Raw genomic sequence first — 23565 nt, 5'->3', positions numbered from 1 at the left:
CCCCAGGGAAACCATCATTGGCATCTGCCAATAAATAGCCCATGATCTGTGAAACTTGGTCAAGTTGAGGTAGAAAAATATCTACTGGCCAGATAGGGTCATTGATACGACTACCAAATCTGACCATAAATAAACGTCCACCTACAAACTTTTCAGATTCACTTCCTGTAGCATACTCTTCCCAAATATAGGCTTTTTTCTGAATATCTGGTGGTATTTCTACATAACAGGGATAACCCTGAGTTAATATTCCTTCTAATGCAAATGCCAATCTATATCTTGCAAGTACCTTACTTTTTTTAGAAAAGCCAACAAGATAAACACGCCTTTTTCTAAGACGATAAATTTCTTTAATAGCATCATTAATTTTTTCTAATAGATCCTTAAAGAGTTTTTGAGTAAAAATTTTGCTTCTTAAGAGGCCATCACGAACAATTAAAGTATCTGTATTAAATCCTCCTTCTTGAAGCATTTGATACAAAGCAGCCCATTCTGCCAAATCACGATAATCTAAAACCCATTTAGGATTAGAATTTGCGCTATTAGGTTTGGGTATCATTGGACTAAGTTCCCAAAGAGTTTTCACTCCCAAATCTTTCATCATCAGCCCCAAAGCTGATTTAGGAGTACCATCCTGATCTAGATGACTACTTGACAATTGCCCTATATCTGTTGTTGGAGAAGCTAAATCTAGTATCAGTTCTCTTCCATAGGAGTCTACAACCCTAACAAGTTGAAATAAGAATGGGTCAAAATCAATCTTATTATTACCACCGTCAGCAGCAACAAGAGAAATAGATGTAGTGCTTCGAGGATTAATTCGGCGGACTTCACTTTTTAACGGTTGAATTTCAAGACGTAGTTCTTCTATGATCCCTTTGTCAGCTATGGATCTTTCTTCCAGTTTCTTCCGAATATCATTCAGGGTTTCGGGTGTAATCATTAGAGATGCTGGTCAGCTAACTGTATAAATTTATTTCTATTATACAGTAATTCGTTGGTATATTTATGTATAAAAGCCACTAATCTCAACGAATTGTATCAATCTTAATAAATACATTGCAACATTTAGTTACAAGATATTATAATCAGCTTATTTTGGAGACAACTACTTATACCAATTCTGTATGAAGATGCGCCGAATTATATAACGAACCGCAAAGGAAGCAAAGAACACAAAGAAAGAGATAAAGAAATTTAGCGCAGCCTCATAAAGAAGCGGTATTAGGTTGTGTAACTGTCGGCTATTCGTAGGAGTAATTTAATAGTTTCGGATTATTAATTCTTGTCCAATAGCAGCATTTTCTTGCTTATAATTATTCATGCCATACTGGAGCTTCCATTCATGAATATTAATATTCTCAAAGTTGAATAACTTTATGGTCTCTGGAGAGTTATCATACGTAATTAGCCATCTGTGTGGGAATTTACGCATATTTCCAGCGAATTGTTCATGATCAAAGACAGTATGCAAATCTCCATCCTTTCCATATAGTTTAGAATTTTTATTACTTAAATAAGGCGGGTCTAGAAATATAAATACATCTTCACTTTCTGTTGTTAACAATTCACTGTAATCTAAGTTGGTAATTTTGACATCTGCTGTTAAAATATCAGCTAATTTTTCTAGGCGTTCTATTGATGAATAAGTAAAACGTTTATGAAAAGCTTCTAAGGAAAATCCTCCTGATTCTATTGTTCCTGAAAAGGAAATTCTATTGAGAACAAAAAAGCGGACTGCTCTTTCTAAATATGATAAGGTATTAACATCTACGCGGGATAAGTATGAAAATAGCAATTGTCCGTTTTTATAGGTTTCTTTAATATAACGAACTTCGGCAACTAATTTAGGTAGCTCGTTTTGGGAAATATGCCAAAATAAATATAGTTCTCTGTTTAAATCATTGATCCAAATTTTTAAGTTAGGGAATGTTTGTTTTAGATAAATAAAGACTGAACCACCACCTACTAATGGTTCTCTAAATTCTGTAAAGGTTGTTGGTAAATGTTCGGCTATTTTTTGGATGGCTCTTGATTTACCACCAGGATAACGGAGAGGGCTTTTAATCATATAGGATTATGAGTGATTGAATTATTGAATTGCGGTCAACTTTTATTATATTATTGTTAAATATAACATCTGAAATCTTCACTTTTCTTCACTTTGTTTTTATTACCATAAAGTAAACATTTTATGACTCGTTCAGTACCCTATCAACCTTTGTTATTGCGAATTTTACACGGTATCAGCGGAATTTTAGTCATTGCGGCTATTATTACCGGATTCTTAGTTTACAACACATTTGACAAAAGATTCGGTAAACTTCCCATTCCTAAAATTGATCCTATCCAGGATATTCACGGAACTGTAGGGCTATTTTTCTTAATTTTATTACCAGCTTTCGCTATTTACAGCTTTCATGCTGGTGAAAAGCGTTTATTACAACCAGATTCGATCCCAAAACTCTCACAATTTGGTAAACCAATTTGGTGGGTGAGTCTGCAACGTTTAGCAAATACTTTGATGCTAATTGCTTCAGTTTTGGCTGTAATATCTGGAAGAATGATGAAAGAAGAATGGCTACCGATAGGGGAACTTGATCATATTTGGTATTATTTTCATTTGATAGCTTGGGTGATTATGGTTTGCTGTTTAGCTATTCATGTTTTAATGTCTGCTAAAGTGGGTGGTGCGCCATTATTATTATCAATGTTTTCAGGGAAATTTAGAACAGAAGATAGTCCTAGAATCTGGTTTATTAGTTTGCGTGCTTGGTTGAGTAATTTTTCCAGTAATTTTCCTGCTGAAATTAATCAGTTAATGCAGAGTAATTTTTCTCTGAGAATTATTGAAGTGGTTGTGTTAGTGGGAATTATAGTCGCATTTGTTTTACCAGTGTTTTTCTCTGCTGGGGAATAAGATAATAAATCATAGATAGGAAAAATTTTGATTTATTAAATCTAAAGTTCCTGTTTTTTACATCAATATTAAGCAGCAAATTTAGAAAATTTTTCATTCAGTTTTTCTATCTAAAGAAATACAAATTAGACCACCTATAGTTAGATATATAAATTTTTAGGATTGATCAAAATAGAGTGACATTAGTTTTGGTAGGAATAAGAAAATGAGGAATTTAGCATCTGTTGCTTTATTAGCATTTCTGGGAACTGCTGCTGTTGCTGCAATACCCAAAGATTTTCAAGCTCAGAACACACAACATACTCTATTTGCTCAACAAACTCCTAGACCAACTACTACACCGACATCTAAACCAACTACTACACCTACACCTGGTGAGTTCTAAAAGATTTTTACCGTAACGACCGAAAGAGTACGCGTCCCGGATTTTCTTCTTGATTTATACGTGCGTATAATCTTAGACAAGTTAATACTTCACCGGGTGTTCCACCATAATCTAGCTGTAGGTCATCTTTGGAATAAGCACAATTATCAGCATAAAGTCCTGATAATTGCTTAATATGGACATTGTTACCTGCTTTTATAGCTTTATTGGCTACTTTTTTCAGGATACGTCGTGATTCTTGTTGTAGCTTTCCCCACCAGGAATAACGTTCAGCTGGGGGAACGAACACTAGAGAATGTATGGCTTCATCTATGTCAAGCCAAGCACGTAGATTTAATATTGGGTCAGTATTTTCCTCAGTTTTTTGAGTACGTTGTAAGCGATCGCTCAATGTTTCAATGTAAAGATGACATTGTTCTGGCTGAGATTTTAAAGAAACAACATCAAAGCTAAACACACTTTTTAAAGCATGATGTAAATCTGGTTCTATCTCAATTAATTTAATATATAAATGTAAAAATCCCGCTAATAAATGCAATTCTTCAGAGTTATATATCTGATCAATATCTGATTTTAAAAGGGCTTTTTTAGACAAACATAAACCCCCAGCTTGGACAGAACCATTTAAACCAGGATAAATAATTTCATCACGAACAAAAGGTAAATGGTAAAGATTTACATAATCTTCGGTTGCGCCAACTTTCTGAGCCATTTCTAAAGCACGTTTTCGCCAAGATGTGGCTAAATCTTCAGGAACTCGCAAAAGTTGACGTTGAATTTCATTCCATAAATCATTGTCATTTTGACTTTGCAGTGGTGCATCTCCTAAATAAAAATTCAGTTCTAAATCAGCATCAAAAACTTGACGTAACTCACTTAATAATTCACTTGATTTAGATTCATTCAATTTAGATTCATTAACAACAGCATCTTCTGGAACTTTTGCGGGTTTTAAAAGGTTGTTAATTTCTTCTATAAGCTGTTCACATAATTCCTTTCCTGGATCTTCTGTGTATTCCGTCTGGGCTTGATTTAAGGTTGCTTCTAGTCCATATAAACTAAAACGTAATACCTGGGCTATTTGGGAATTTTCCGTTGCTAATAATTGTTGTAAAGGCTGCATCATGGTAAGAAAAAATTTTAGAATTTAGGAGTTAGTTAGTAGGGGTTTAGCATTGCTAAACCCGTACAGGAATCAGGAGTTGAGAAGGAATAAAAATAACTATTTCCCTATTCCCTATTCCCTATTCCCCATTCCCTTTTAATGTATTCCGCAAAAAGGATCGCGTTCTTTATCAATTTCATTAGGTTGTAATTCTAATTCTGCACGATAAACACATCCTTCTTGTTTCAGACATTCTTGATTATGTGATGTCCAATAAGGTACTTCACCTGCGTGCATTCTTAATATACCTTTATTATCAAGTGTGACATGATATTGACATGGGTAATCTGTGGTGATATCTGGTTTACTAAGTGCGCCGATACGTATCCATTTTTTGGTGTTGGTTTCGCTATCTGTTTGATAAATATAAAAGGTGTGTTGACCATTTTGTGGGAAGGGAGGTAAGGGGTTACTAATTAACCCTTTTCCTGGTTCGTTAACACCATCTTGTAAATAGTGAAATGTTTGCAACGATTGATTTTGATTGTTATCAACTGCAAATACTAAATGATAAGCATCTGGTTGATCAACTGTTGCTGATTCTAATACATTGATGGCAATATCACCATCTGTTAAGTCTTTACGAGGTTGTTCAACGGCGATATTCCATTTTAATTCTCCATCAGTAAATAAATCTGCTGGTTCTGAATTGGCGGATATGACATAATTGATGTTAATTCCTTGATCATCTATTAAATAATGGGGATTACCTTGACAGAGTAAAACGCTAAATTGTAGGGTTTGATCTATTTCAAATTGCAATTTAATTTTTTTGAGAAATTCTGGTTCTTCCATCCCTAATTTCTCCATCAAAGTTTTACCGTCGAAGCTACCCCAGAGACGTAATTCTCCATCTTCGTAGTCTTGACGATAGATGATATTTGTTAATTGTATTCCTTGCCAAGTTGTCCGCACTTTGGCGACGCTTTCCCAGGGTGCAAGTTGATAAAGTTCTTGTCCAGCGTTAAATAATCCTAAGAGTTCGTTACTTTGGGTTTTGCGTTTGAAGTTGCAAGGTAGATAATAAAATAGGTTTTTAACATCTATTTCTAGCTGGTTTGCACCTTTACGCAGTAAACTTTTAGATTCTTCAGGGTCAAATCTTAATCTTCTTAATTTTTCGGCGTAACAAGCACCTGCGGAGGTAGCGAGTTTGGTAAATTCTAAAACAAAAGTAATGCGTTCTGGGTTCCATACAAAATAAGGAGATTTACTAAATTCTTGGTAAATTTGCTGTTGTACTAAATCAAGATTACAGGTTTTACCGGAGAGAATTAACCAATCTACTTTTTGTTTATTATCAACATTTAGTCGGCTTTCCATTAAACCTTTGGCAATACCAATTGCTTCTTTAATGGCGGAAATTGCAGCCCGTTCAAATTGCTGACTATCTAATGTTAGGGAGATAGCATCAGGAATGATAATTTGAAATTTAACTGCACTTTGGGCGAGTAGTTCACTAATTTGTTGTTCGGAAAGGGTGAAGGTTAATAAAGAACCATCTCCGGGTAATTTTTGTCCTAGTTTGAGTTTAGCAGCTTCGGCATGATCCCAAAGGGTGTAAAATGTTTGTAGGCGTTGGGGTGCTTGTTGCCAGCGGGTAGGTAAGACTTTTTCGGCTGTGTCTAGGGCATCTTTGAAAGCAACATCACCTTCAGGATTTTCTTTGTCTACACATTTTAATAAACTGCCGCTTTTAAATTTACCATCTTCTAAAAAGCGTTCATTTAATTCCGAACTAATTAAGTCTTCTAGTTTGTCACTTTCGATATCACCGCTGGTAGTTGCTGTTAAGAGAAAATCGGCGATCGCAATTTTTAAAAGTCTAAAAATTCGCAAAGTAATTAATTCACCACCTAACTGTAAATGTCCCGAAGAACCTAATAATTTCGGGGTCAATTTATAGTAACGTCCACCTAAACCCCTATCTTCATGATCAGCAAAAAATGGAGTTTTATCTTCTAACGTTAATTCAATTAATGCTAAGTCTGTAGTTCCCCCACCGATATCTAAAACTAAAACATTTTGTGACCATTTATTTCTCTCTTGACGACAGCGAGTTTTAAAAGATTCAATGCCAATATTTAAATTACCACCAAATTCTCGCCATAAAAAGAATATCGCCACAGAAACCGCTTCATCATAAGCAGTTTGGACATCATCAATTCCTAATTGTTCAACTAATGCTTTAATTTCTTTTCTAACTACTGGAGGTGCAACTGTGGGATAGGTGACAACTGCTGTTAATAAATCGCCATCAGAAAATCTTCTTCTAGCACGTTGACGATAATCTTCTGTTAACTCAATTAAATGCGCCCACGCTGCTTGAATTAGTTGGTTAACTTCAATATTTTGTTCTTCCCCATTTAAGAAAACTGGGAAAGTCCGACTTTGACCAAAATAGCGTTTAGGTGAATGATGAAATCTGCTAATTATATCCTTGACAGAACTAATTGTACCTTGAGCAATGGCTTTTTTTCTGTTGTCTCTTGCTTCCCTACCCATCTGCAATTTTAAAGGTTCTATTTGCGATACTTCCATTTCACTAGGAATTTCTGTATCTCGTCTGTCAATATCTAAAACTACAGGAATCAAATTTTGTGATTCTAAAGTCGGAACCCGGAAAACTTCATGATATATTTGATAAAGTTTCTTGCTAACAGCGCGGCGAAATCTCTCACTATTTCCTAAACATAATTCAATTTGGCGAATTGCTTCTAAAAACAATTCCTTATTGTCACTTTCAAAAACTTCGCTTAACTGTTCTGGTTCAATTTCCAAGTTTTTGCTAATATTAGCAATGAACTTTTCCCACTCACTCAAAGTTGTATCGGGTAAAGCAGAAGCAGCAGGAGAACTTAACCATTCTGCTAACCGTTGACGTAATCTTAATTCTTGTTCTCTGGGTAAAATTTCCGCAATTGGTACTTCAATGGGGTCAAAAAGTGTCACTGTAGAGTTAGAAGTCCCAAAATCTAACGCAAACCAACCAGGAAATCTTTTTTGTGGTTTTTCATTGAGTTTTTCACTCAATTGTTGACTTAATTTATTGAGATAGGTGTCTAATTCAAAAGGATTCATGGGTTTATTTGTTGTTGTTTCAAAATCAGGTGTAAACCAAAGATTACAGGAAACGCCCATATTTTTACGAATAGATAATATAGGTTTTCCTGTAGCATCAGAATCAAAATACTCAACAATCACCTGTAAATTACAGTTAACTGTTTCATCTAAAGGCTTCTCTAATTGATAAGGATATTGACCTAGTTGACATAAGTTAGAGATTTTCTGGGGGGTAGCGGAGTTAAAGTGTTTATATGTTTGTTGAATTTCCGTTGCTAGTTCCTTGGGTGTTCCTCTGACACTACAAGTAATGCGAGAAATATGAGGAATATTGCTATTAGTAGCAACAATTTGGATAGCAGGTAAATCTAAACTTTGATTTTCTTTCACTCGCAGTTGATATTTGGGTGGAAGACGAATTTCCACAGGCATAATTTAAGTTTGGTAATGGGTAATTGGTAATGGGTAATTGGTAATTGGTAGACGCGGAAAAAACCTAATACTAATACCTATTACCTATTCCCTGTTCCCTTGTTCCTTTAAAAATACTCATAGATATCACTCTCATTAATTGATGCAATATCAGCAAGAATTTCTAACCAAGTGGGAATTGCTAACTCTGGAGTTGAGTCTCCAGCAGCAATATATCTGAGTAGTTCTTCTTTTTTAGACAGGTTTTGCAAACTAGGAATTATTTGATCCAAAATACCTTCTAATTCTGCATTCACTTGTTGATTAACTTCACTGACATATTGGACAAGATGAAGACTAGCACTAGCAGTTATTTCATCCCGTAGTCGTAAAACAAAAAGTTGATGATTAGCAGCACGAAATGAGTTTTGATTTCTTTCTGGAGACCAATCAAATATTTGTCCAATACTATGTTTTTCGTCTTGTCGTGCTAGGGGAAACATGATTTCTGGAGAAATGGCTTTATCCTGATTTTTAATTTCTAAGATAATCGCTTCTTGCCATTGGCTTGGTTCACATCCTAACAGAAGTTTATAAAATAAATCTGCGGCTTCTACACCAAATTTATTTTCAATAGTTTGTTCCATTTCTGGATCGAGAATTTCCTTTAATTTCTCGCGTTCTAAAACTATTTGATGCGCTAATTGATTCAACAAATCTATAACTGCTTGACGAATTCGCTCCCGTGCAAAATCTTCCAGTTCTTTCACAGTTTTTTCAAACTCTGGATAAAAGTCATCACTCTTGGTAGGTAGGGAATTATTAACCCTATTTCCCCGATCAAATAATTTTCCTGCTGCACCTTTAGATTCTGCTAAAGTAATTGTACCATTTTGGGATTTGTTAAATAATAAAGTCCACTGACTCCAATTGAGAATTCTATAAGTTAGTTCATCTTTAATGACATCACTAACAACAATTCCCCTTCTATCTTTAAGTGGTTCTTTACCCAAATCTTTTTGAAAGTTTCTATAGGTTTTATCCAAACTTTCAATTGCCAAACGCAACTCAACTAAAGCTGGACTATCAGCTGTAGGTATACCTTGATCGTGAATTTCCGCAATGATATATTTTAATTGTTCCTGTTGTTGATGTACAACATCAGCCATCCTGCGAGTATCTTCATATAGTTGTTTTAATCCATGATTAGTGACATGATTTTGAATCAATTCCCGCAGTTTATTAATACCACCATCTTGGGCAAAATAACCTAACTGTCTACCTAAAGGATTACGCGGTTCAGTTGTTAATAACCGTTCGCTTAATTTACCCCATTTTTGTTGTAAGCGTTTAGAACGTTCTAAATAATCAGGATAATCCAAATTAGCCAAAAATTGTTCTGAACCAGCTTTAACCGTAGTTGAACGTTTGGCTAATTCCGCTAAACCTAACAATGGAGATAATAAAACGATGCGGTCTTTTTGAGTAGTAAAAGCATCTGCACCATCAATAATAGTTTGCAGAATTTTCAGTTTTTGGAAAACTACATCTGTTTGTAAGGGTTGAGAATTGGGATGATCTTCAATTAAAAAATCAAGAATTCTTTCTCCACCTTCACTATCTAAAGGTAATTGATCAAAACGTCCCACACCCACAAGAATTAAATCTTTTAAATCCTGTCCTGGGCGTTGCTGCTGCATCATGGTAAATATTTTGTTAGCGCGATCGCTCCCCGGTGATTTACCATTTAACAAAACTAAAATTGTCTGCACCTGTGCCAATTCTCGCAATGATAAAAATGTATCTCTTGCACCAGAATTTGCTGCACCTAAACCGGGAAAATCTAATAATACAAATTCGTCAGCACCATTTAAATCCCAAATTTCTCTAGATATTCTCACATCAATATCAACACGGTGAATGAGATGAAAACTATTTTGTAATAATTGAGTTTGTAGTCTTTGGGGCGCACTGGGTAAGCGAATATGTGCCGGTGGTAACTCCTCAAATTTAAGAGTTTGGATTGCCATAGGCATTTCCGTTAGTTGTAACCCTTCATGAGCCGTAATTGCATCAATGTGATAATGTTTACTACACAAAGCCTCACCATAAGCTTGATAAGCCCGCAAAAATAAGACTAACTCCCGCAATAAATAGCGTAATTCTAAATTATTTGAACTTTTCCATGCTTCTTCACACCAGTGAGAAATATCTTTACCGGTTTTAATTTTAGAAACTTGTAAAGCTGGTAAACCCGCTGCTGTAGCGCGGCGATTTGCTTCTCCCAACATGAAATGTAAACACTCATTTACCCCTTCATGAGATAAATACTCAACGGTGTAATTATCTATTTGAGTAGTAACAAAACCGTCTTGTGGTTTAATATGAATAGCGGTGACATTTCCCGTCGTGGGATTTTCACTCACTGGTAAAGCATCTGCATAACCAATTAAACTACCTAGCAGCAAACTTTTACCGCTGCTAAATTCACCCATCACGCCAATTTTTACGGGTGACGTAGCCAGTTCCACCGTCTTCTGTGCAGCCTCTCGCAGACCCATGAGACAGTCATCAAGGCTAGTCGGAACCCAATCTTCTTGTTGGGAGGGGCGTTGGGGTACAGAGTCAATTTTACGAAGGATAAACTCACCGTACTCTTTAAACCTGGCTAGTTTGTCTAGTTCCATTAGTCGTTGCCGCCTAAGTTCATTTTCTGTGTGGGTTATAGCATAAAAAATGAAAACCTCCACTCTTGATGCAACGAGGAGGCAGAAGGCAGGGGAAAGAAATTTGGGATTTTTGCGCGGATGGGTGGGTGTAAAAAATCAGGTGCTGTAAAAAATGTCTGAATCTCTTTCTAGGCAATGCTTTGAGCTTATTCTTGTTGGCGACACACCCGCGCACCTTACACAGACTGGGTTTCAGCGTTTTTTGCTCTTGACACAATTCCTGAAATGGACTATCATTAGACCATCCGCGCAATCGAACCTTGAAAACTAAATATATATAGGCTTTCAGAATGCCGCTGTTGCAATTTCCAATACTCCCTATTAGGGATTGAAACGCCATTTTGCCGATTTCACCTGAAATCGGATTGCGTTGCAATTTCCAATACTCCCTATTAGGGATTGAAACGATCAGAGAGCCAATGGATATAAAGTTAGGAGTTAGAAGTTGCAATTTCCAATACTCCCTATTAGGGATTGAAACACAGCCCTGCTGTTGGCATCTAATAATTTGATGTCAAGGGTGGTTGCAATTTCCAATACTCCCTATTAGGGATTGAAACACGCATAGATACCAAGCAGATAAAAATTGTGATGACAGGTTGCAATTTCCAATACTCCCTATTAGGGATTGAAACCGGGAATATTTAGGGGTGACTGGATTACACCCCACAGGAGTTGCAATTTCCAATACTCCCTATTAGGGATTGAAACGCAATATCTACCATCGGGAAAACGGTATCTGAACTTGTTGCAATTTCCAATACTCCCTATTAGGGATTGAAACTAGATTTGCAACCCTGATTAATTCAGGGTTTTATTTTGTTGCAATTTCCAATACTCCCTATTAGGGATTGAAACTAGAGAAGAATTGGCGATTAAGATCAATGAACATAATTGTTGCAATTTCCAATACTCCCTATTAGGGATTGAAACATGAAAATTCTACCAATTGCGATCGCTCTCGCCCTGTTGCAATTTCCAATACTCCCTATTAGGGATTGAAACCAATCCCCATTGAATTGGAATTACCAGCAGGTGCGATTATGTTGCAATTTCCAATACTCCCTATTAGGGATTGAAACCGTAGCAATGGACGTTGACCCCACTGGCTATAACGTTGCAATTTCCAATACTCCCTATTAGGGATTGAAACAACGCCTCTAACGCTGCTTCCCGTTCGGTGGTTGGTGGTTGCAATTTCCAATACTCCCTATTAGGGATTGAAACCTAGCTGTGATATCGTGCTTTTATATAAATTTATCAGGTTGCAATTTCCAATACTCCCTATTAGGGATTGAAACCCCACATGGCAAACGATAGGAAATCTAAGTGGAGGTTGCAATTTCCAATACTCCCTATTAGGGATTGAAACTCAGCAAGACCACCTGTAGGAAGAAATGCTGAAGGTTGCAATTTCCAATACTCCCTATTAGGGATTGAAACTTGAGAACATCACTACCCTTACTTGCCCCTGTCGCTGGGATGTTGCAATTTCCAATACTCCCTATTAGGGATTGAAACTTCCGTGTAACCAGCTATATCTACATTATGGCTGTAGGTTGCAATTTCCAATACTCCCTATTAGGGATTGAAACCAGCCTTTTTGCTGATTCAAGCACACATAACCCATGTTGCAATTTCCAATACTCCCTATTAGGGATTGAAACCAATCGAATGCCGGATCACCTGGGAGGATAATCGCCCTCCCAGTTGCAATTTCCAATACTCCCTATTAGGGATTGAAACTGTCCAAATGTCGAGTTATACGATTTATAACTTTGATGTTGCAATTTCCAATACTCCCTATTAGGGATTGAAACAGCAATTGCCCTTTGTCTAACCGCTGGAAGAAGTTGCAATTTCCAATACTCCCTATTAGGGATTGAAACAATGTAGATAAGATAAGCAGCAATCAAGAAACGTTTTCGGTTGCAATTTCCAATACTCCCTATTAGGGATTGAAACACAAATCCCAATTTTAATCCTGTTCATCCCTTAATCCTGGAAATCCTGATTCTGACAGTTCTTTACTTAACCAACAAACCACCTAGAATAAGAGCGATCGCATTTTCTGTATGTTTCTCTACCATTTCTGGACTGAGGCGATCTATCTCTGGTGTCAAATGTTTCCAGTTTTCTTGCACTGTAAAATAGAAAATACAGACACTAATAATATGAGTTAATGTCAAAAATGGATCTACAGACCGGAAATATCCTTCCTTTATCCCTCTTTCTAAAACTTTCAGCAGTGGTGCGTATAAATTCATAGGGTTAATCTGCTTAAAATACAAACCCTGATTTTGACTCGCTTCTTGAAACCACAACATTTGACGATAGGGATAAGCAACTTCATAAGCGATCGCACTACGAATAATTTGCTTTAATGCTTCCTCTGGATTTAAACTTTCTAAATCTAGTTGACTAACCACTGACAACGCTTGATTAATCGGACGCTGCAAAACCGCTTTATACAAACCTTCTTTATTCTCAAAATAATAATGAATCATCGCTGTTGTAATTTTTGCACGATCTGCGATCGCACTCAACCGCGCCCCCTTTAACCCATCTCTAGCAAATTCAATCTCCGCTGCATCCAGAATTTGCTGCTGTGTCACTTCTGCATCCCGCACATTCCCAACACAATTAACGCCCATTTATAAAATTTCTTTCCCTGTTTTGTCGTCGTACATGGTGAAAGTCCTGTGGCTAGTGTCAAACAAATTTATTTCTTTATTCCCGAATCAGAAACCCATACACGCACCTATGTTTTAGTTTATGGTAAATTTAAAAATCCTGTTGTTCATTTAATTAAGAAAAATTTTGTCCGTTTAGCAGAAGTAATTGTTGAACAAGATGTGGATATTTTAAATAAACTATATACTAACATTCCTCAGCATATAAAATTAAATAACGAAATCGGTATGGATTGGGTAAAACGCAACTTTGAAAAATTTGCCATGATTGAATATAGGTGACAGATAAGAATTTTATTAATGACTTGTTAAAATCATGGTTCTACCGCATACTATAATTTTGTTGTAATACCATTTCCTTATGAGGCTGCGCTGAATTTTGTAACCCTGTGTTTTCCTCCTCTGTGTTCTCTGTGTCTCTGTGGTTCGTTCCTTTCTAAATTTGGCGCATCTTTATACAGAATTGGTATAACATTCTCATGTTTCTGACTACCTAAATAATTTGTCAAAAATCAATTTTTCCCTAGCATCGGTATCGCTTGCTAATAAATTGAGCAAAACCAAAATTTTTATCAGAATTTCCACTTTTTATGCTATATTTTAGCCCAAGAAGTGAGGAAAGCAATTATACATCCCCAGAACAAAAATAGTATCTCCTATTCCCGCGTTATCCACCTAAGTCATCTAATTGACATAGATATACCACAATGGCCTGGTGATCCAAGCGTAAAATTTACTACTGTTGCCCAACTGCAAGATGATGGCTATTATCTGCGGCGTTTTTCTTTAGGTGAACATAGTGCTACCCATATCAATGCCCCTAATAGTTTTTACGGAAACGGCATCAGCATTGACGAATATTCAGCCCAATCTTTAGTAGTATCTGCGGTAGTCATAGATATTTGTAACCAAGCCACAGCAAATCCTGATTATCTTTTAACTGTAACTGATATCCTGACTTGGGAAGGAAAATTTGGAACTATTTCCGTTAATAAATTGGTGTTACTTTATACGGGTTGGCAAACTAAATGGTTGGATAAAAAAGCATTCTTAAACCAAGATGCAGATGGAAATATGCACTTTCCAGGGTTTGGTAGTGATGCTACTCAGTTTTTAATTACCGAAAGGCAAATTGCTGGAGTAGGAATTGATACCCATGGGGTAGACTCTGGGCAAGATTCTAATTTCATTACTAATCGTTTAATCTTAGCAAAACCACGTATTGTCTTAGAAAATCTCACCAACTTAGATCAACTGCCACCCCAAGGCACTACCTTAATAATTGGTATTCTGAGACTGCGTGGTGGTTCTGGTTCACCCGCTGCGGTAATGGCACTGTTTTGAATGCTAATTTTTCCTTTGGTGTAGCTGCATCTAAAATCTAAAATTGATTGACTATTTCTTGTGTTGGGAAATCGAAAGAGTATAATTATGCTCACCTGGGGATAAATTGCCTATGTATAGCAAATAGTTGCCCAGTTGCCAGAAACCAGCAAGTTCTGGTTTATTTTGAGAGTAGTTATCTGCCAACACACAAAAGCGCCCTCCAGGTCCATCTATTAGCAGTGTTGGTTGTCCTTGTCCCTCAAGTGTTAAGCGCAAATATGGCAGTGATTCTTGAACCTGAAGAACTTGACTAGGTTGAGTCGTGATATTACCGCAATTACTCTGAACTTTTCCCTTAGATGTGCCATTGACAACAAGTGGATCTGTTTGGAGTTGGTTATTAATGGGGATAAATGGAGTCTGGGCTAAAATAGATTGGTTAAATACCAAACTCATGACCAAAGTTGCGGGAACAAGAGTCAGTAACCTTAAAGTATTCATTTTTATTAATGCTCCCGACTGATAGAGCAGTATTTTGGCATATACAGGACTTACGGAACTGGCACATTGGTAGGGTGCGTCAGACTGCATAAATCCTGCAAATAAACAGATTGTTGATATCTGACGCACCCTACAACTGATAGAGCAGTATTTTGATATTATGTTCTAGATTATTAGACCCAGACCACGGGTTTTTGTTCCCAAGTTGGAAGTATAAATTTTTATTTAATTTTTATTTAATTTTTATTTAATTTTTATTTTGTAATTTGGCGAATTTATAACTAAATACTAAAATATCCTGAATTGACAGGGGAGAAGCAGAAAATCTTGGTAATACTCAAGCTTTAATCTTCTTCTTGATTCGGCAACATATATTATTTTTCCTACTTACAGAGGTTTTGCCCACATAAATATTAGCTAACATCACTAACACAACTGCCAAATAAATGGATATAGTTGGTCGGTTGTATTAGCAGTGTTATAGCTGAGGTAAAAAATCATGAATCCTCAACCTGAAGAAGACTTAAAGCGTCGCCTCCAAAAACTAGAGGCTGAGATTAACTCATTTTCTGCCAACTCCAACCAATCCGAAACACAAAAACAGACAAATCAAACTGGGTTTGCCAAATTAAACGGGTATTTCCAGCAGTTTCAGATTTGGTTTCAAAGTTTATCCGGTATGAAAAAGCTTGCAGTTACTGGTGGAGTAATATTTTTGGGCTTATGGGTACTGCAAACAGTATTTAAACTGGTAGCATCTGTGATCAGTCTGGCGGTGTTGGCAGTCTTAGTGTATGTTGGATACAAATTTTTGCTGCCTAATAGCTTTCAACGTAAGTAATAGCCTATTTAAATCACACCGAGATTAGCGTAAACATCAAAAATCAAAGGGAATTTATGCAATGACGACCCCAACTGTGAGGAGAAATATTAATCAATCTAGCCAATCCCAAAAACCGGAAAAAGCTAATTCTCTGCCCCTGGGAGCAAGACGTTTAACTGCTTGGGCTGTGGAAATCACGCTAGTAGTTGCCAGTGGGTTAGTTCCCTTTGGCATCGGCGTTTACGCCAATTCTCGCAGCGATATTCAGCGAGTACCATTGAACCCAGTGCTGGTAGTCACAGAAAGAGCGATCGCACGGCCTCTAGCTCTACCCGTTAGTTATGGCATTCGTAATGTTGCTGGTCCCACCAATTTTCTCTGGACTATCGCCCTCTTAGCACCTCTTACCCTCTCGGTTTGGCAGTTGTATTTACTGGGTAAAACCGGTAGTACCCTTCCCAAACGTTGGTTTGGTGTGCGGGTAGTTAATGAAGAAGGTAAAGCCCCTGGTTTAAGGGCTGTTGTCGTCCGTGAAGGGCTAGGACGCTGGACTGCTCCAGTTTCCATTGCCTATGTGTTGTGGCGCTACAGCTTTGCTTTTCCCAATTTAGGTTTATTTACATTTTTAGCTGTATTGATGGTGCTAGGTGAAGGAATGGGTTGGACTTCCCGAAAGCGTCGTCGCGCCTGGCATGATCAGTTGGCAGGTACATACATCATAGATGCTAAAGATACCAAGAAACCAATAAAAACTCCTGTAGAAACTGCCAGCGAACAGCCTCAGTCAGAAAATGACAATCAGGTCAATACATCTAGTAAGCAGCCTACCCCCAAGCTGAAAATAGTCCACAGTCCCAATTTTACCTTGTTTGTAGTTGGGATCACAAGCATGATTGCTGTGTTGTCAACTTTAGTCGGTACACAAATCTACATCCAAAATCAAGAAAGTCTGCGTAAAACCCAGCTAGTCAATACTCAAAAGTTTCTTGAACTTGTCAAACAACTTAATCCTAGCTCTGGTTCCAGCAATGAAGAACGCCAAAGGGCAATTTTAGCATTGGGTGGTATTAATGATACACAGTCTATCAAGTTCCTTGTGGATTTACTGGTGAAGGAAACTGATCCTAATATCTTAGATACTACTCAACAGGCACTGGCAAATATTGGCATCAACGCTCTGCCTGAATTAAAACGGATGAATTTATTTCTGGACGGGGAACTACAATCAAAAAGCAATTTCCGTAATATTCGACAACAGCAGTTAGATACTAACCAACAGGCAATCAACAAAATTTTGACTGTTTATAGCGGCAAAATTAATAATATTGATTTAAGCAATGCCCAATTGGGTGCAAAAAGTTCTGAGGAAAGTTCTGTATTTAACTTGGTACTAGATAATGCTGATTTATCGGGAGTTTTGTTTAAATCTGCCAATCTTAACCGAGCTAGTTTGAAAGCTAGTCGCTTTCGCAGTGTTGGTGAAGATGGACGTTGGGATACTTATGATGATGTTATTGCTGATTTAAGTAAAACTCAGTTAAAGCAAGCTAACCTCAATGATGCAAATCTGAGTCGGGTGTTGATGAACCGTAGTGATTTAAGCCGCGCTACCCTAAATAAAGCTAACTTGTCTAATGCTCGCTTAGTAGGTGCTAATCTCAGCAGTACCCAACTCATTGGGAGCGATTTACAACAAGCAATTTTGGAAGATGCGATTTTAACAGGAGCAGATATCAGCGATGCCAAATTAATTGAAGCTGATTTGTATGCGGCTCATTTAAGTCGTGTTTCTGCTATAAGCACACAATTATCTCATGCCAATTTAACTAACACAGATTGGCAAGGAGCGGATTTATCTGAAGCTTATTTAGATCACGCTAATCTCACTAATGCCAACTTTAGTGCGGCTCGTCTTTCTGGTGCTGATTTGCGCTCTGCTAACATGAAAAACGCCAACCTCCGCAATGCTGATATTAGTCGTGCAGATTTACGGGAAGCAAATTTGGACGGTGCTGATTTTCAAGGTACTATCCTCTTTCCTGGTAAACAAGATCCCGGAGATAGGTTTGTCGAAACTTCCGATCTCGGTTCACAAGCAGCTATAGTCCAAGGGGTTGATTTTAGCACAGCGAAAAATTTAGATCCCCAGCAATTAGCTTTCATTTGTACAAAGGGTGGTATTCATTCCCGTTGTCCATAGTATGAGGGATTGGGGATTGGGGATTGGGGATTGGGGATTGGGGATTGGGGATTGGGAAGAATGAATTTATTACCAATTACCAATTACCAATCAGCAATATTGGTAACATATTTATTTAGATGGTGTTAGGAGTAGTAGGGTGATGAAGTATCTCAAATATTTAGTTTCAGTTTTGGGAACTGGTACGGTTTTTAGTTTGTTAATCAACAGTCAACCAGCACAGGCTCAAGTAGCTTATGGTAGCTATGTGGGTATTGGTCCAACTATTGGCTTAAGTGAAGATACTCAACTGGGTGGAGTTTTGTCCTTTCGCTACAAATTGCTAGAAACACCAGTTTCTTTCCGCGCTCAAGCTTTAATTGGCCAAGGTACAGCAGTAGTACCTACAGTTTCTTATGATCTTCCCCTCAATTGGCAAACTGATGTTTATTTGGGTGCGGGAATGGTTTTAACCAGTGGTGATACTGCTTCCCCTGTAGGTAATAAAATTAGCTTTGCTTTGCAACCAGGAATTGATTATGTTGTCCCTAATAGTAATACGGTGATTTTTGGTAACGCAATTATCGCTTTTGATGCTTACCGCAATGGTGGAGGTACGGCTTTATCTTTACAGGGTGGTGTGGGTTTGAGATTCTAACATCATGCTGGCAGAACTAAATAGGTAGGCAAAATTAATTGTATAAAAGATTTGGATTTAATGTAGGGGTAGCGCCCCCGTGCCTACCCCGGTATTTGGGGCAACCACAGGGGGTTTGCCCCTACAAAATTGATTGGTTTAGGGATTTTTAAAATGTTCAATTTATTTTGCACTACTACTTATAATTGGAGAATGTGCAAATCTGCGAGGATACGATGACTGCTGCTGCTAAAATTTCTCCAATTTCTCCCACAAGTAACGCTGATGTAACTGCTCATAGTTTATTTGTGTGTAAAACCTGCGCTAGTGTTTGGCAAGATGGTAAGCGTGTCGGTGAAAGTGGTGGTCAAAAACTATTACAACAAATTCAGGAACTGGCGCAAAATTGGGATTTACGGGATGAGTTCCCCATCCAGGAAGTTGAATGTATGAGTGCTTGTAACCGTTCCTGCGTGGTGGCTTTTGCTGGTGAAGGGAAGTTAACTTATCTATTCGGTGATTTGCCTGTTGATGGTTGTGCTGAGGCTGTACTGGAATGTGCGAGTAAATACTACAATAAGCCTGATGGTGTTTTACCTTGGTCAGAACGTCCTGAACCTTTGAAAAAGGGGATTTTAGCCAGAATTCCGACAATTAATTGACCTCTCTCCAAACCTCTCTCCTGCAAGGAAAGAGGCTTAAATAATTGATAAAAATCTAAAATCCAAAATTGCTATGTTGCGCGTTTTGATTCTGGGTGGTACTGGTGATGCAGCGGAATTGACTGCAAAGATAAATAATATTACTGAGATTGAGGCGATCTCATCTTTAGCCGGTCGTACCCGTGAACCTGTTGCACCTGTTGGTAATGTTCGCGTTGGTGGTTTTGGTGGTGTGATGGGTTTGGTTGAATATTTAAAACATCAACAAATTGATGTGTTAATTGATGCTAGTCATCCCTTTGCTAATCATATCTCTGGGAATGCGGCCGCAGCAGCAACGGAAATGGGTATTCCTAGATTATTAGTAAATCGTCCCCCTTGGGAAAAACAACCGGGTGATATTTGGATTGAGGTAGAAAATAATACAGAAGCAGCCGCAATTTTAGAAAATAAAGCTTTAGAAAATCAACTTTTCAAACATCAAACAAAACGGGTATTTTTAACTATTGGTAGACAAGAAATATCTGCTTTTTCCCATTTACAGGAAATGTGGTTTTTGATGCGAATGATAGATCCACCAAATGCTGATGCGGTGATACCTCCTGGTTTAATGTTATTTGATAGAGGACCTTTTTCTTTAGAGGATGAAAGGGAAATTTTAACTAATTATAATATTGATACTATTGTGAGTAAAAATAGCGGTGGAAATGCTACTTATCCTAAAATTATTGCAGCGCGAGAAATGGGAATAAAAGTAGTGATGGTGAAACGTCCACCTGTACCACCAGGGGAACAAGTTGCAGATGTGGAAAGTGCTGTGAAATGGTTATTGGAGAAGGTGGGGAGTTAATAAAAAGCTGAGATGGGGAATTAGTTCAGTTTTCAAAATTTTATTTTTTTACGTTTCATCAACTAGCTGTAAAACACTTTGATACAAAGAATCAGCAACCCAAAATCCTGCTTTATTAATAAGATCATCTAACAGAGGTTTAACAGTAGAAATCAAACCTTGACTTTTTGCTTCTACTAAAATTCCTAAAATTCCAGTATAATGAAGATTGAGTCTGGCTGCAATCATGCGTCCACGACGTTCATCAATTAAAACTTGCTCTGCGTTCATTTCTAAAGCTAAAACAATAGCTTCTGCTTCACCAGGATCAAGTTCATTGCTAAGTGCTTTAACCATTGTTCTATTTTGAACTGCACGAGTTTGAATCCAATTAAAAGTTTGTACTTCTTTTGCATCAGCTACAGGAAAATCAGGATCAGTTAATTCTTGATAAACAGCTTCAGGAATAATTACAGTTCCGTAAAGCTGTTGTAATAATTGAAGGTGGTTAATAGCTGCAAGATTATTAATAGGTGATGTATCGCTGACAATAATCACAATCTACCCATCTCCTGTAAATTTTTGATATCTTGTTCAAAATCCTCAACTCCGTAATGTACCGGGATTTGATGACTTGCGAGTAAATGCTGAAATGCTATACGATTCATACCAGCAAAGCGACTAGCTTGAGCAAGAGTTAATTTGTCTTTTTGAAAGAGCATAATCGCAATTTCTCGTTTCATTTCCTCTTCATTCATGCGAGTTGTGGTTAATATTTCATTAGGAATAACTACACTCATATTTACCATCCATGAAACTAACATTATTATAATTTATTTCACGCTTTCCTTTCTACAATTCCTTGACAATAATCCGTGCATTATGACTAGATTTAGGTTTAACTGTAATTTCCACATCACTACCAAAAGCGTTGAGAAATCTAAACATTCTTTCTAAAGAAAATCCTGTCAGTTTTCCTCTGATTAAAGCAGAAACTTTTGGTTGATCAATTCCTAATAGTTCCGCAGCTTCCATTTGAGTTAATCCATGTGCGCTAATAGCTTGACTAATTTTCCGAGCTAGTTCTGCTTTTGCTAACATTTCATCAGAATTTGGTAAACCTAAATCAGCAAATACATTACCACTGCTAGTTTGAATTTCGATATTTTCTAACATAATTCTCCTGGGTTTTATTAATTTATTTGATCATGGTGTTCTTTAGCTTTTTTCAGTCTTGCTTCAATCAAATCAATATCTTGTTTTGGTGTAGCAATCCCATGTTTTGATTTTTTCTGAAAAACATGAAGAACATAAACCGCTTTTGGTAATTTCACAGTATAAATAGCTCTATAGGTATCTGCATCAAAATCTTCTACAACTTCTAATACACTTGCTCCTTTAAATCCTTTTAAGGGTTTAGTATGAGGATGTTTTTCACCAGTTTGGGTTAAATATAACGCATATCCTATTTCCCCCTGTACCTCTTCAGGAAATTTTTTGAGGTCTTCTAGGGAACTTCCTACCCATTGCAGTGGTTTTATTGGTTCTGTTTGCAATTGTCTGACTTATATCCTATTTATGCTAAAAAGAGCATATTTTTTTATAAAAGTAAAGCTAATAGGAAATTTCATCAACTTCTAAACACAATTCTATTGCTTCTTTAATACGTTCCATCAGTTCATCTAAAGATTTTGCTTGGGTGTGACAACCAGAAATACTAGGTATATATCCAACCAAGTAACCATCACCATCTCGTTCAATAATTACATTAAATTCTTTATTCATACGCATTTAAAAAAACGCAACAGATAGAATTTTCAAATTAGGACTTACGCGAAATATTCAGTAATTTAACTAAATATGGGCAGATTGTTGTATATTTTCTATTATATGCTTTACTAAATAAAAGATTTTGATTTATTCAGCAAAGACAAACCCCCTAAAAATATCAAATTTAGGGGGATGTCTTTAAAACTAATTAATTTCTTTACGCCAGGGTCGTAACTCGGTCAAACGAGACATAGGACGGTCTGGAGTCCACATCATTAAAGATAACAAAAATTATAATATTTGTCAATACCTGAACCTAAACTAACAGAGGATGATCTAAAAGATATTCTAATGGCTTTTTCAGAAGCTCGTATGAAGCCATATCTCAATGCTAGTAATAACAATTATAGCAATGCGATCAGAATATATGAAATCAATACTAAACTTTGTGAGGCACTATATCCCAGTTTACATACCTTAGAAATTAGCCTTCGTAACCAAATAAACACTGTATTATCAGTCAAATATGAAAATGATTGGTTTACTAATGGCAAGATTCAGTTAGAAAAATATGAACAAGAGACAATTAATGCTGCTTTAAAGAAGTGCAATAATAATTTAAATAACTTAGTTCCTGAACTAAATTTTGGATTTTGGAACAGCTTAATCCAAAAGGGATTTTATCAAAATACAATATGGAATCCTTGTAGCAAACAAATATTTAAATATGCTCAAAAATCTGAGCTAAATATAATTAATATAAGATTAAAAATCAAAAAAATACTTAAATTACGTAATCGCACTTTTCACCACGAACCTATTTGGAATTACCGAAACATTGACATTGTGCATAGTGACATTCATTTCTTTATTAATTTGATTAATCCGAAAGTTGGCAATTGGTTAAGAGAATATGATCGCTTTCCAGAAATATATAAAGTTATATCAAACCAGCTTGATTTAATAAAAGTTTATCCCAATAAAATATTCTCATAAGAGAGTTTTGGTTTGAAAATAAAATATGTTTATGAAAGGTTGAAATGATTACAAGTATTATTGTGTCGGCATTTTATTGAAAGTATTGATAATATTATAAACCTTACCCCGCAAGGGGTTTGTAGTAATCAATCCTCAATCACCATAAAATATACTCAAGAACCTGAATTCTCAGGCGGTTTTGTGAGATAATGAAAGATTGAAAAACTGCGAATATAACCCGCCAAGAAATGAATTTCATGGCTAATAGCAAAATTCAGCTAAAGCTGCATCAAAATTAATATCTATCCAGTCTGTTTTAACAGACTTTTGCTATGAGACTGAGAATTAATTATCAGGCGGTTTTGTGGAATAATGGAAGATGTATATTAAAAGCAAAAAACCCTCGATAAATTGACCGAAGGCTGATTAATTTTAATATTTATTTCATCGTTCGTTTACCCTTACCAAGATTGCATTCAAAACAAAGAGTTTGT

22 protein-coding genes and 1 CRISPR repeat array are annotated in these 23565 nt (G+C 36.7%); of the genes, 10 read left to right on the top strand and 12 right to left on the bottom strand.

What is annotated here, in order from left to right; all coding sequences use genetic code 11:
- Both VB694_RS02820 and VB694_RS02815 read right to left on the bottom strand, forming a co-directional pair.
- Positions 1 to 943, bottom strand: a 943-nt coding sequence (locus tag VB694_RS02820; RefSeq protein WP_323358785.1) for a hypothetical protein, incomplete at its 3' end; no start/stop codon positions are given.
- Positions 944 to 1261: 318 nt separating this feature from the next.
- Positions 1262 to 2071: a DNA adenine methylase gene (locus VB694_RS02815; protein WP_323358784.1), complete on the bottom strand. Its 810-nt coding sequence runs from the start codon at positions 2069 to 2071 to the stop codon at positions 1262 to 1264.
- A gap of 123 nt (positions 2072 to 2194) precedes the next feature.
- Between VB694_RS02815 and VB694_RS02810 the strand changes: the two genes are divergently transcribed.
- The gene (locus tag VB694_RS02810) at positions 2195 to 2920 is read left to right on the top strand and encodes a cytochrome b/b6 domain-containing protein (protein ID WP_323358783.1); all 726 of its coding nucleotides are present in this window, start codon (positions 2195 to 2197) and stop codon (positions 2918 to 2920) included.
- A gap of 205 nt (positions 2921 to 3125) precedes the next feature.
- The gene (locus VB694_RS02805) at positions 3126 to 3305 is read left to right on the top strand and encodes a hypothetical protein (protein ID WP_323358782.1); all 180 of its coding nucleotides are present in this window, start codon (positions 3126 to 3128) and stop codon (positions 3303 to 3305) included.
- A 7-nt stretch (positions 3306 to 3312) separates the two neighbouring features.
- Here VB694_RS02805 and VB694_RS02800 read toward each other — a convergent pair whose 3' ends face one another.
- The 4 genes from VB694_RS02800 to VB694_RS02785 all read right to left on the bottom strand — a co-directional run bounded on the left by VB694_RS02800 (position 3313) and on the right by VB694_RS02785 (position 13327).
- Complete coding sequence (locus VB694_RS02800; RefSeq protein ID WP_323358802.1) at positions 3313 to 4428, bottom strand: hypothetical protein; 1116 nt, start codon at positions 4426 to 4428, stop codon at positions 3313 to 3315.
- Between the two features lie 138 nt (positions 4429 to 4566).
- Complete coding sequence (locus VB694_RS02795; protein WP_323358781.1) at positions 4567 to 7965, bottom strand: molecular chaperone; 3399 nt, start codon at positions 7963 to 7965, stop codon at positions 4567 to 4569.
- A gap of 107 nt (positions 7966 to 8072) precedes the next feature.
- Positions 8073 to 10631, bottom strand: coding sequence for a dynamin family protein (locus VB694_RS02790; RefSeq protein WP_323358780.1), 2559 nt, complete (start codon positions 10629 to 10631; stop codon positions 8073 to 8075).
- A gap of 340 nt (positions 10632 to 10971) precedes the next feature.
- A CRISPR array of direct repeats spans positions 10972 to 12638; the repeat unit is 37 nt; unit sequence GTTGCAATTTCCAATACTCCCTATTAGGGATTGAAAC.
- Between the two features lie 62 nt (positions 12639 to 12700).
- Positions 12701 to 13327, bottom strand: coding sequence for a TetR/AcrR family transcriptional regulator (locus tag VB694_RS02785; RefSeq protein WP_323358779.1), 627 nt, complete (start codon positions 13325 to 13327; stop codon positions 12701 to 12703).
- Positions 13328 to 13375: 48 nt separating this feature from the next.
- Here VB694_RS02785 and VB694_RS02780 point away from each other — a divergent pair, with 48 nt between their 5' ends.
- Both VB694_RS02780 and VB694_RS02775 read left to right on the top strand, forming a co-directional pair.
- Complete coding sequence (locus tag VB694_RS02780) at positions 13376 to 13648, top strand: hypothetical protein (RefSeq protein ID WP_323358778.1); 273 nt, start codon at positions 13376 to 13378, stop codon at positions 13646 to 13648.
- 330 nt (positions 13649 to 13978) lie between these two features.
- Positions 13979 to 14710: a cyclase family protein gene (locus VB694_RS02775; RefSeq protein WP_323358777.1), complete on the top strand. Its 732-nt coding sequence runs from the start codon at positions 13979 to 13981 to the stop codon at positions 14708 to 14710.
- A gap of 51 nt (positions 14711 to 14761) precedes the next feature.
- On the opposite strand, the gene VB694_RS02770 is transcribed toward VB694_RS02775, so the two are convergent.
- Positions 14762 to 15193 (bottom strand): hypothetical protein, encoded by a 432-nt coding sequence (locus VB694_RS02770; protein ID WP_323358801.1) that lies wholly within the window; start codon positions 15191 to 15193, stop codon positions 14762 to 14764.
- 499 nt (positions 15194 to 15692) lie between these two features.
- On the opposite strand from VB694_RS02770, the gene VB694_RS02765 reads away from it, so the two are divergent.
- The 5 genes from VB694_RS02765 (at position 15693) to VB694_RS02745 (ending at position 20344) form a co-directional block, all read left to right on the top strand.
- Positions 15693 to 16034 carry a hypothetical protein gene (locus VB694_RS02765; RefSeq protein ID WP_323358776.1) on the top strand — a complete coding sequence of 114 codons (342 nt, stop codon included), beginning with the start codon at positions 15693 to 15695 and terminating at the stop codon, positions 16032 to 16034.
- A gap of 61 nt (positions 16035 to 16095) precedes the next feature.
- Positions 16096 to 18216 carry a pentapeptide repeat-containing protein gene (locus tag VB694_RS02760; RefSeq protein WP_323358775.1) on the top strand — a complete coding sequence of 707 codons (2121 nt, stop codon included), beginning with the start codon at positions 16096 to 16098 and terminating at the stop codon, positions 18214 to 18216.
- A gap of 142 nt (positions 18217 to 18358) precedes the next feature.
- Positions 18359 to 18853, top strand: a complete 495-nt coding sequence (locus tag VB694_RS02755; protein ID WP_323358774.1) for a hypothetical protein — start codon at positions 18359 to 18361, stop codon at positions 18851 to 18853.
- 215 nt (positions 18854 to 19068) lie between these two features.
- The gene (locus tag VB694_RS02750; RefSeq protein WP_323358800.1) at positions 19069 to 19494 is read left to right on the top strand and encodes a DUF1636 domain-containing protein; all 426 of its coding nucleotides are present in this window, start codon (positions 19069 to 19071) and stop codon (positions 19492 to 19494) included.
- A gap of 73 nt (positions 19495 to 19567) precedes the next feature.
- Positions 19568 to 20344 (top strand): cobalt-precorrin-6A reductase, encoded by a 777-nt coding sequence (locus VB694_RS02745; protein ID WP_323358773.1) that lies wholly within the window; start codon positions 19568 to 19570, stop codon positions 20342 to 20344.
- A gap of 48 nt (positions 20345 to 20392) precedes the next feature.
- Here VB694_RS02745 and VB694_RS02740 read toward each other — a convergent pair whose 3' ends face one another.
- The 5 genes from VB694_RS02740 to VB694_RS02720 are packed head-to-tail and all read right to left on the bottom strand — an operon-like array spanning position 20393 to position 22108.
- Positions 20393 to 20881 (bottom strand): DUF3368 domain-containing protein, encoded by a 489-nt coding sequence (locus VB694_RS02740; RefSeq protein WP_323358772.1) that lies wholly within the window; start codon positions 20879 to 20881, stop codon positions 20393 to 20395.
- Complete coding sequence (locus VB694_RS02735) at positions 20878 to 21123, bottom strand: UPF0175 family protein (RefSeq protein WP_323358799.1); 246 nt, start codon at positions 21121 to 21123, stop codon at positions 20878 to 20880. Before VB694_RS02735 ends, VB694_RS02740 begins: the two co-directional genes overlap by 4 nt.
- Positions 21124 to 21175: 52 nt before the next feature.
- A complete protein-coding gene (locus VB694_RS02730; RefSeq protein ID WP_323358771.1) occupies positions 21176 to 21499 on the bottom strand; it encodes a helix-turn-helix transcriptional regulator in 324 nt (107 codons plus the stop codon).
- A gap of 17 nt (positions 21500 to 21516) precedes the next feature.
- Complete coding sequence (locus VB694_RS02725) at positions 21517 to 21879, bottom strand: type II toxin-antitoxin system RelE/ParE family toxin (RefSeq protein ID WP_323358770.1); 363 nt, start codon at positions 21877 to 21879, stop codon at positions 21517 to 21519.
- Between the two features lie 58 nt (positions 21880 to 21937).
- Complete coding sequence (locus tag VB694_RS02720; RefSeq protein WP_323358769.1) at positions 21938 to 22108, bottom strand: type II toxin-antitoxin system HicB family antitoxin; 171 nt, start codon at positions 22106 to 22108, stop codon at positions 21938 to 21940.
- Between the two features lie 336 nt (positions 22109 to 22444).
- Here VB694_RS02720 and VB694_RS02715 point away from each other — a divergent pair, with 336 nt between their 5' ends.
- Positions 22445 to 23089 (top strand): Abi family protein, encoded by a 645-nt coding sequence (locus VB694_RS02715; protein WP_323358768.1) that lies wholly within the window; start codon positions 22445 to 22447, stop codon positions 23087 to 23089.
- Positions 23090 to 23565 lie beyond the last annotated feature (476 nt).

Source organism: Anabaena sp. UHCC 0451, assembly GCF_034931405.1.
Classification (GTDB): domain Bacteria; phylum Cyanobacteriota; class Cyanobacteriia; order Cyanobacteriales; family Nostocaceae; genus RDYJ01.
The sequence above is the reverse complement of the archived record's forward strand: the minus strand, read 5'-3'. Positions and strand labels throughout refer to the sequence as shown.

Coding starts and splice junctions, on each gene's coding strand:
- VB694_RS02735 (WP_323358799.1), bottom strand. CDS start 21,123: ATGAGTGTAGTTATTCCTAATGAAATATTAACCACAACTCGCATGAAT.
- VB694_RS02770 (WP_323358801.1), bottom strand. CDS start 15,193: ATGAATACTTTAAGGTTACTGACTCTTGTTCCCGCAACTTTGGTCATG.
- VB694_RS02795 (WP_323358781.1), bottom strand. CDS start 7,965: ATGCCTGTGGAAATTCGTCTTCCACCCAAATATCAACTGCGAGTGAAA.
- VB694_RS02750 (WP_323358800.1), top strand. CDS start 19,069: ATGACTGCTGCTGCTAAAATTTCTCCAATTTCTCCCACAAGTAACGCT.
- VB694_RS02810 (WP_323358783.1), top strand. CDS start 2,195: ATGACTCGTTCAGTACCCTATCAACCTTTGTTATTGCGAATTTTACAC.
- VB694_RS02805 (WP_323358782.1), top strand. CDS start 3,126: ATGAGGAATTTAGCATCTGTTGCTTTATTAGCATTTCTGGGAACTGCT.
- VB694_RS02745 (WP_323358773.1), top strand. CDS start 19,568: ATGTTGCGCGTTTTGATTCTGGGTGGTACTGGTGATGCAGCGGAATTG.
- VB694_RS02720 (WP_323358769.1), bottom strand. CDS start 22,108: ATGAATAAAGAATTTAATGTAATTATTGAACGAGATGGTGATGGTTAC.
- VB694_RS02800 (WP_323358802.1), bottom strand. CDS start 4,428: ATGCAGCCTTTACAACAATTATTAGCAACGGAAAATTCCCAAATAGCC.
- VB694_RS02790 (WP_323358780.1), bottom strand. CDS start 10,631: ATGGAACTAGACAAACTAGCCAGGTTTAAAGAGTACGGTGAGTTTATC.
- VB694_RS02715 (WP_323358768.1), top strand. CDS start 22,445: ATGGCTTTTTCAGAAGCTCGTATGAAGCCATATCTCAATGCTAGTAAT.
- VB694_RS02765 (WP_323358776.1), top strand. CDS start 15,693: ATGAATCCTCAACCTGAAGAAGACTTAAAGCGTCGCCTCCAAAAACTA.
- VB694_RS02755 (WP_323358774.1), top strand. CDS start 18,359: ATGAAGTATCTCAAATATTTAGTTTCAGTTTTGGGAACTGGTACGGTT.
- VB694_RS02815 (WP_323358784.1), bottom strand. CDS start 2,071: ATGATTAAAAGCCCTCTCCGTTATCCTGGTGGTAAATCAAGAGCCATC.
- VB694_RS02730 (WP_323358771.1), bottom strand. CDS start 21,499: ATGTTAGAAAATATCGAAATTCAAACTAGCAGTGGTAATGTATTTGCT.
- VB694_RS02785 (WP_323358779.1), bottom strand. CDS start 13,327: ATGGGCGTTAATTGTGTTGGGAATGTGCGGGATGCAGAAGTGACACAG.
- VB694_RS02760 (WP_323358775.1), top strand. CDS start 16,096: ATGACGACCCCAACTGTGAGGAGAAATATTAATCAATCTAGCCAATCC.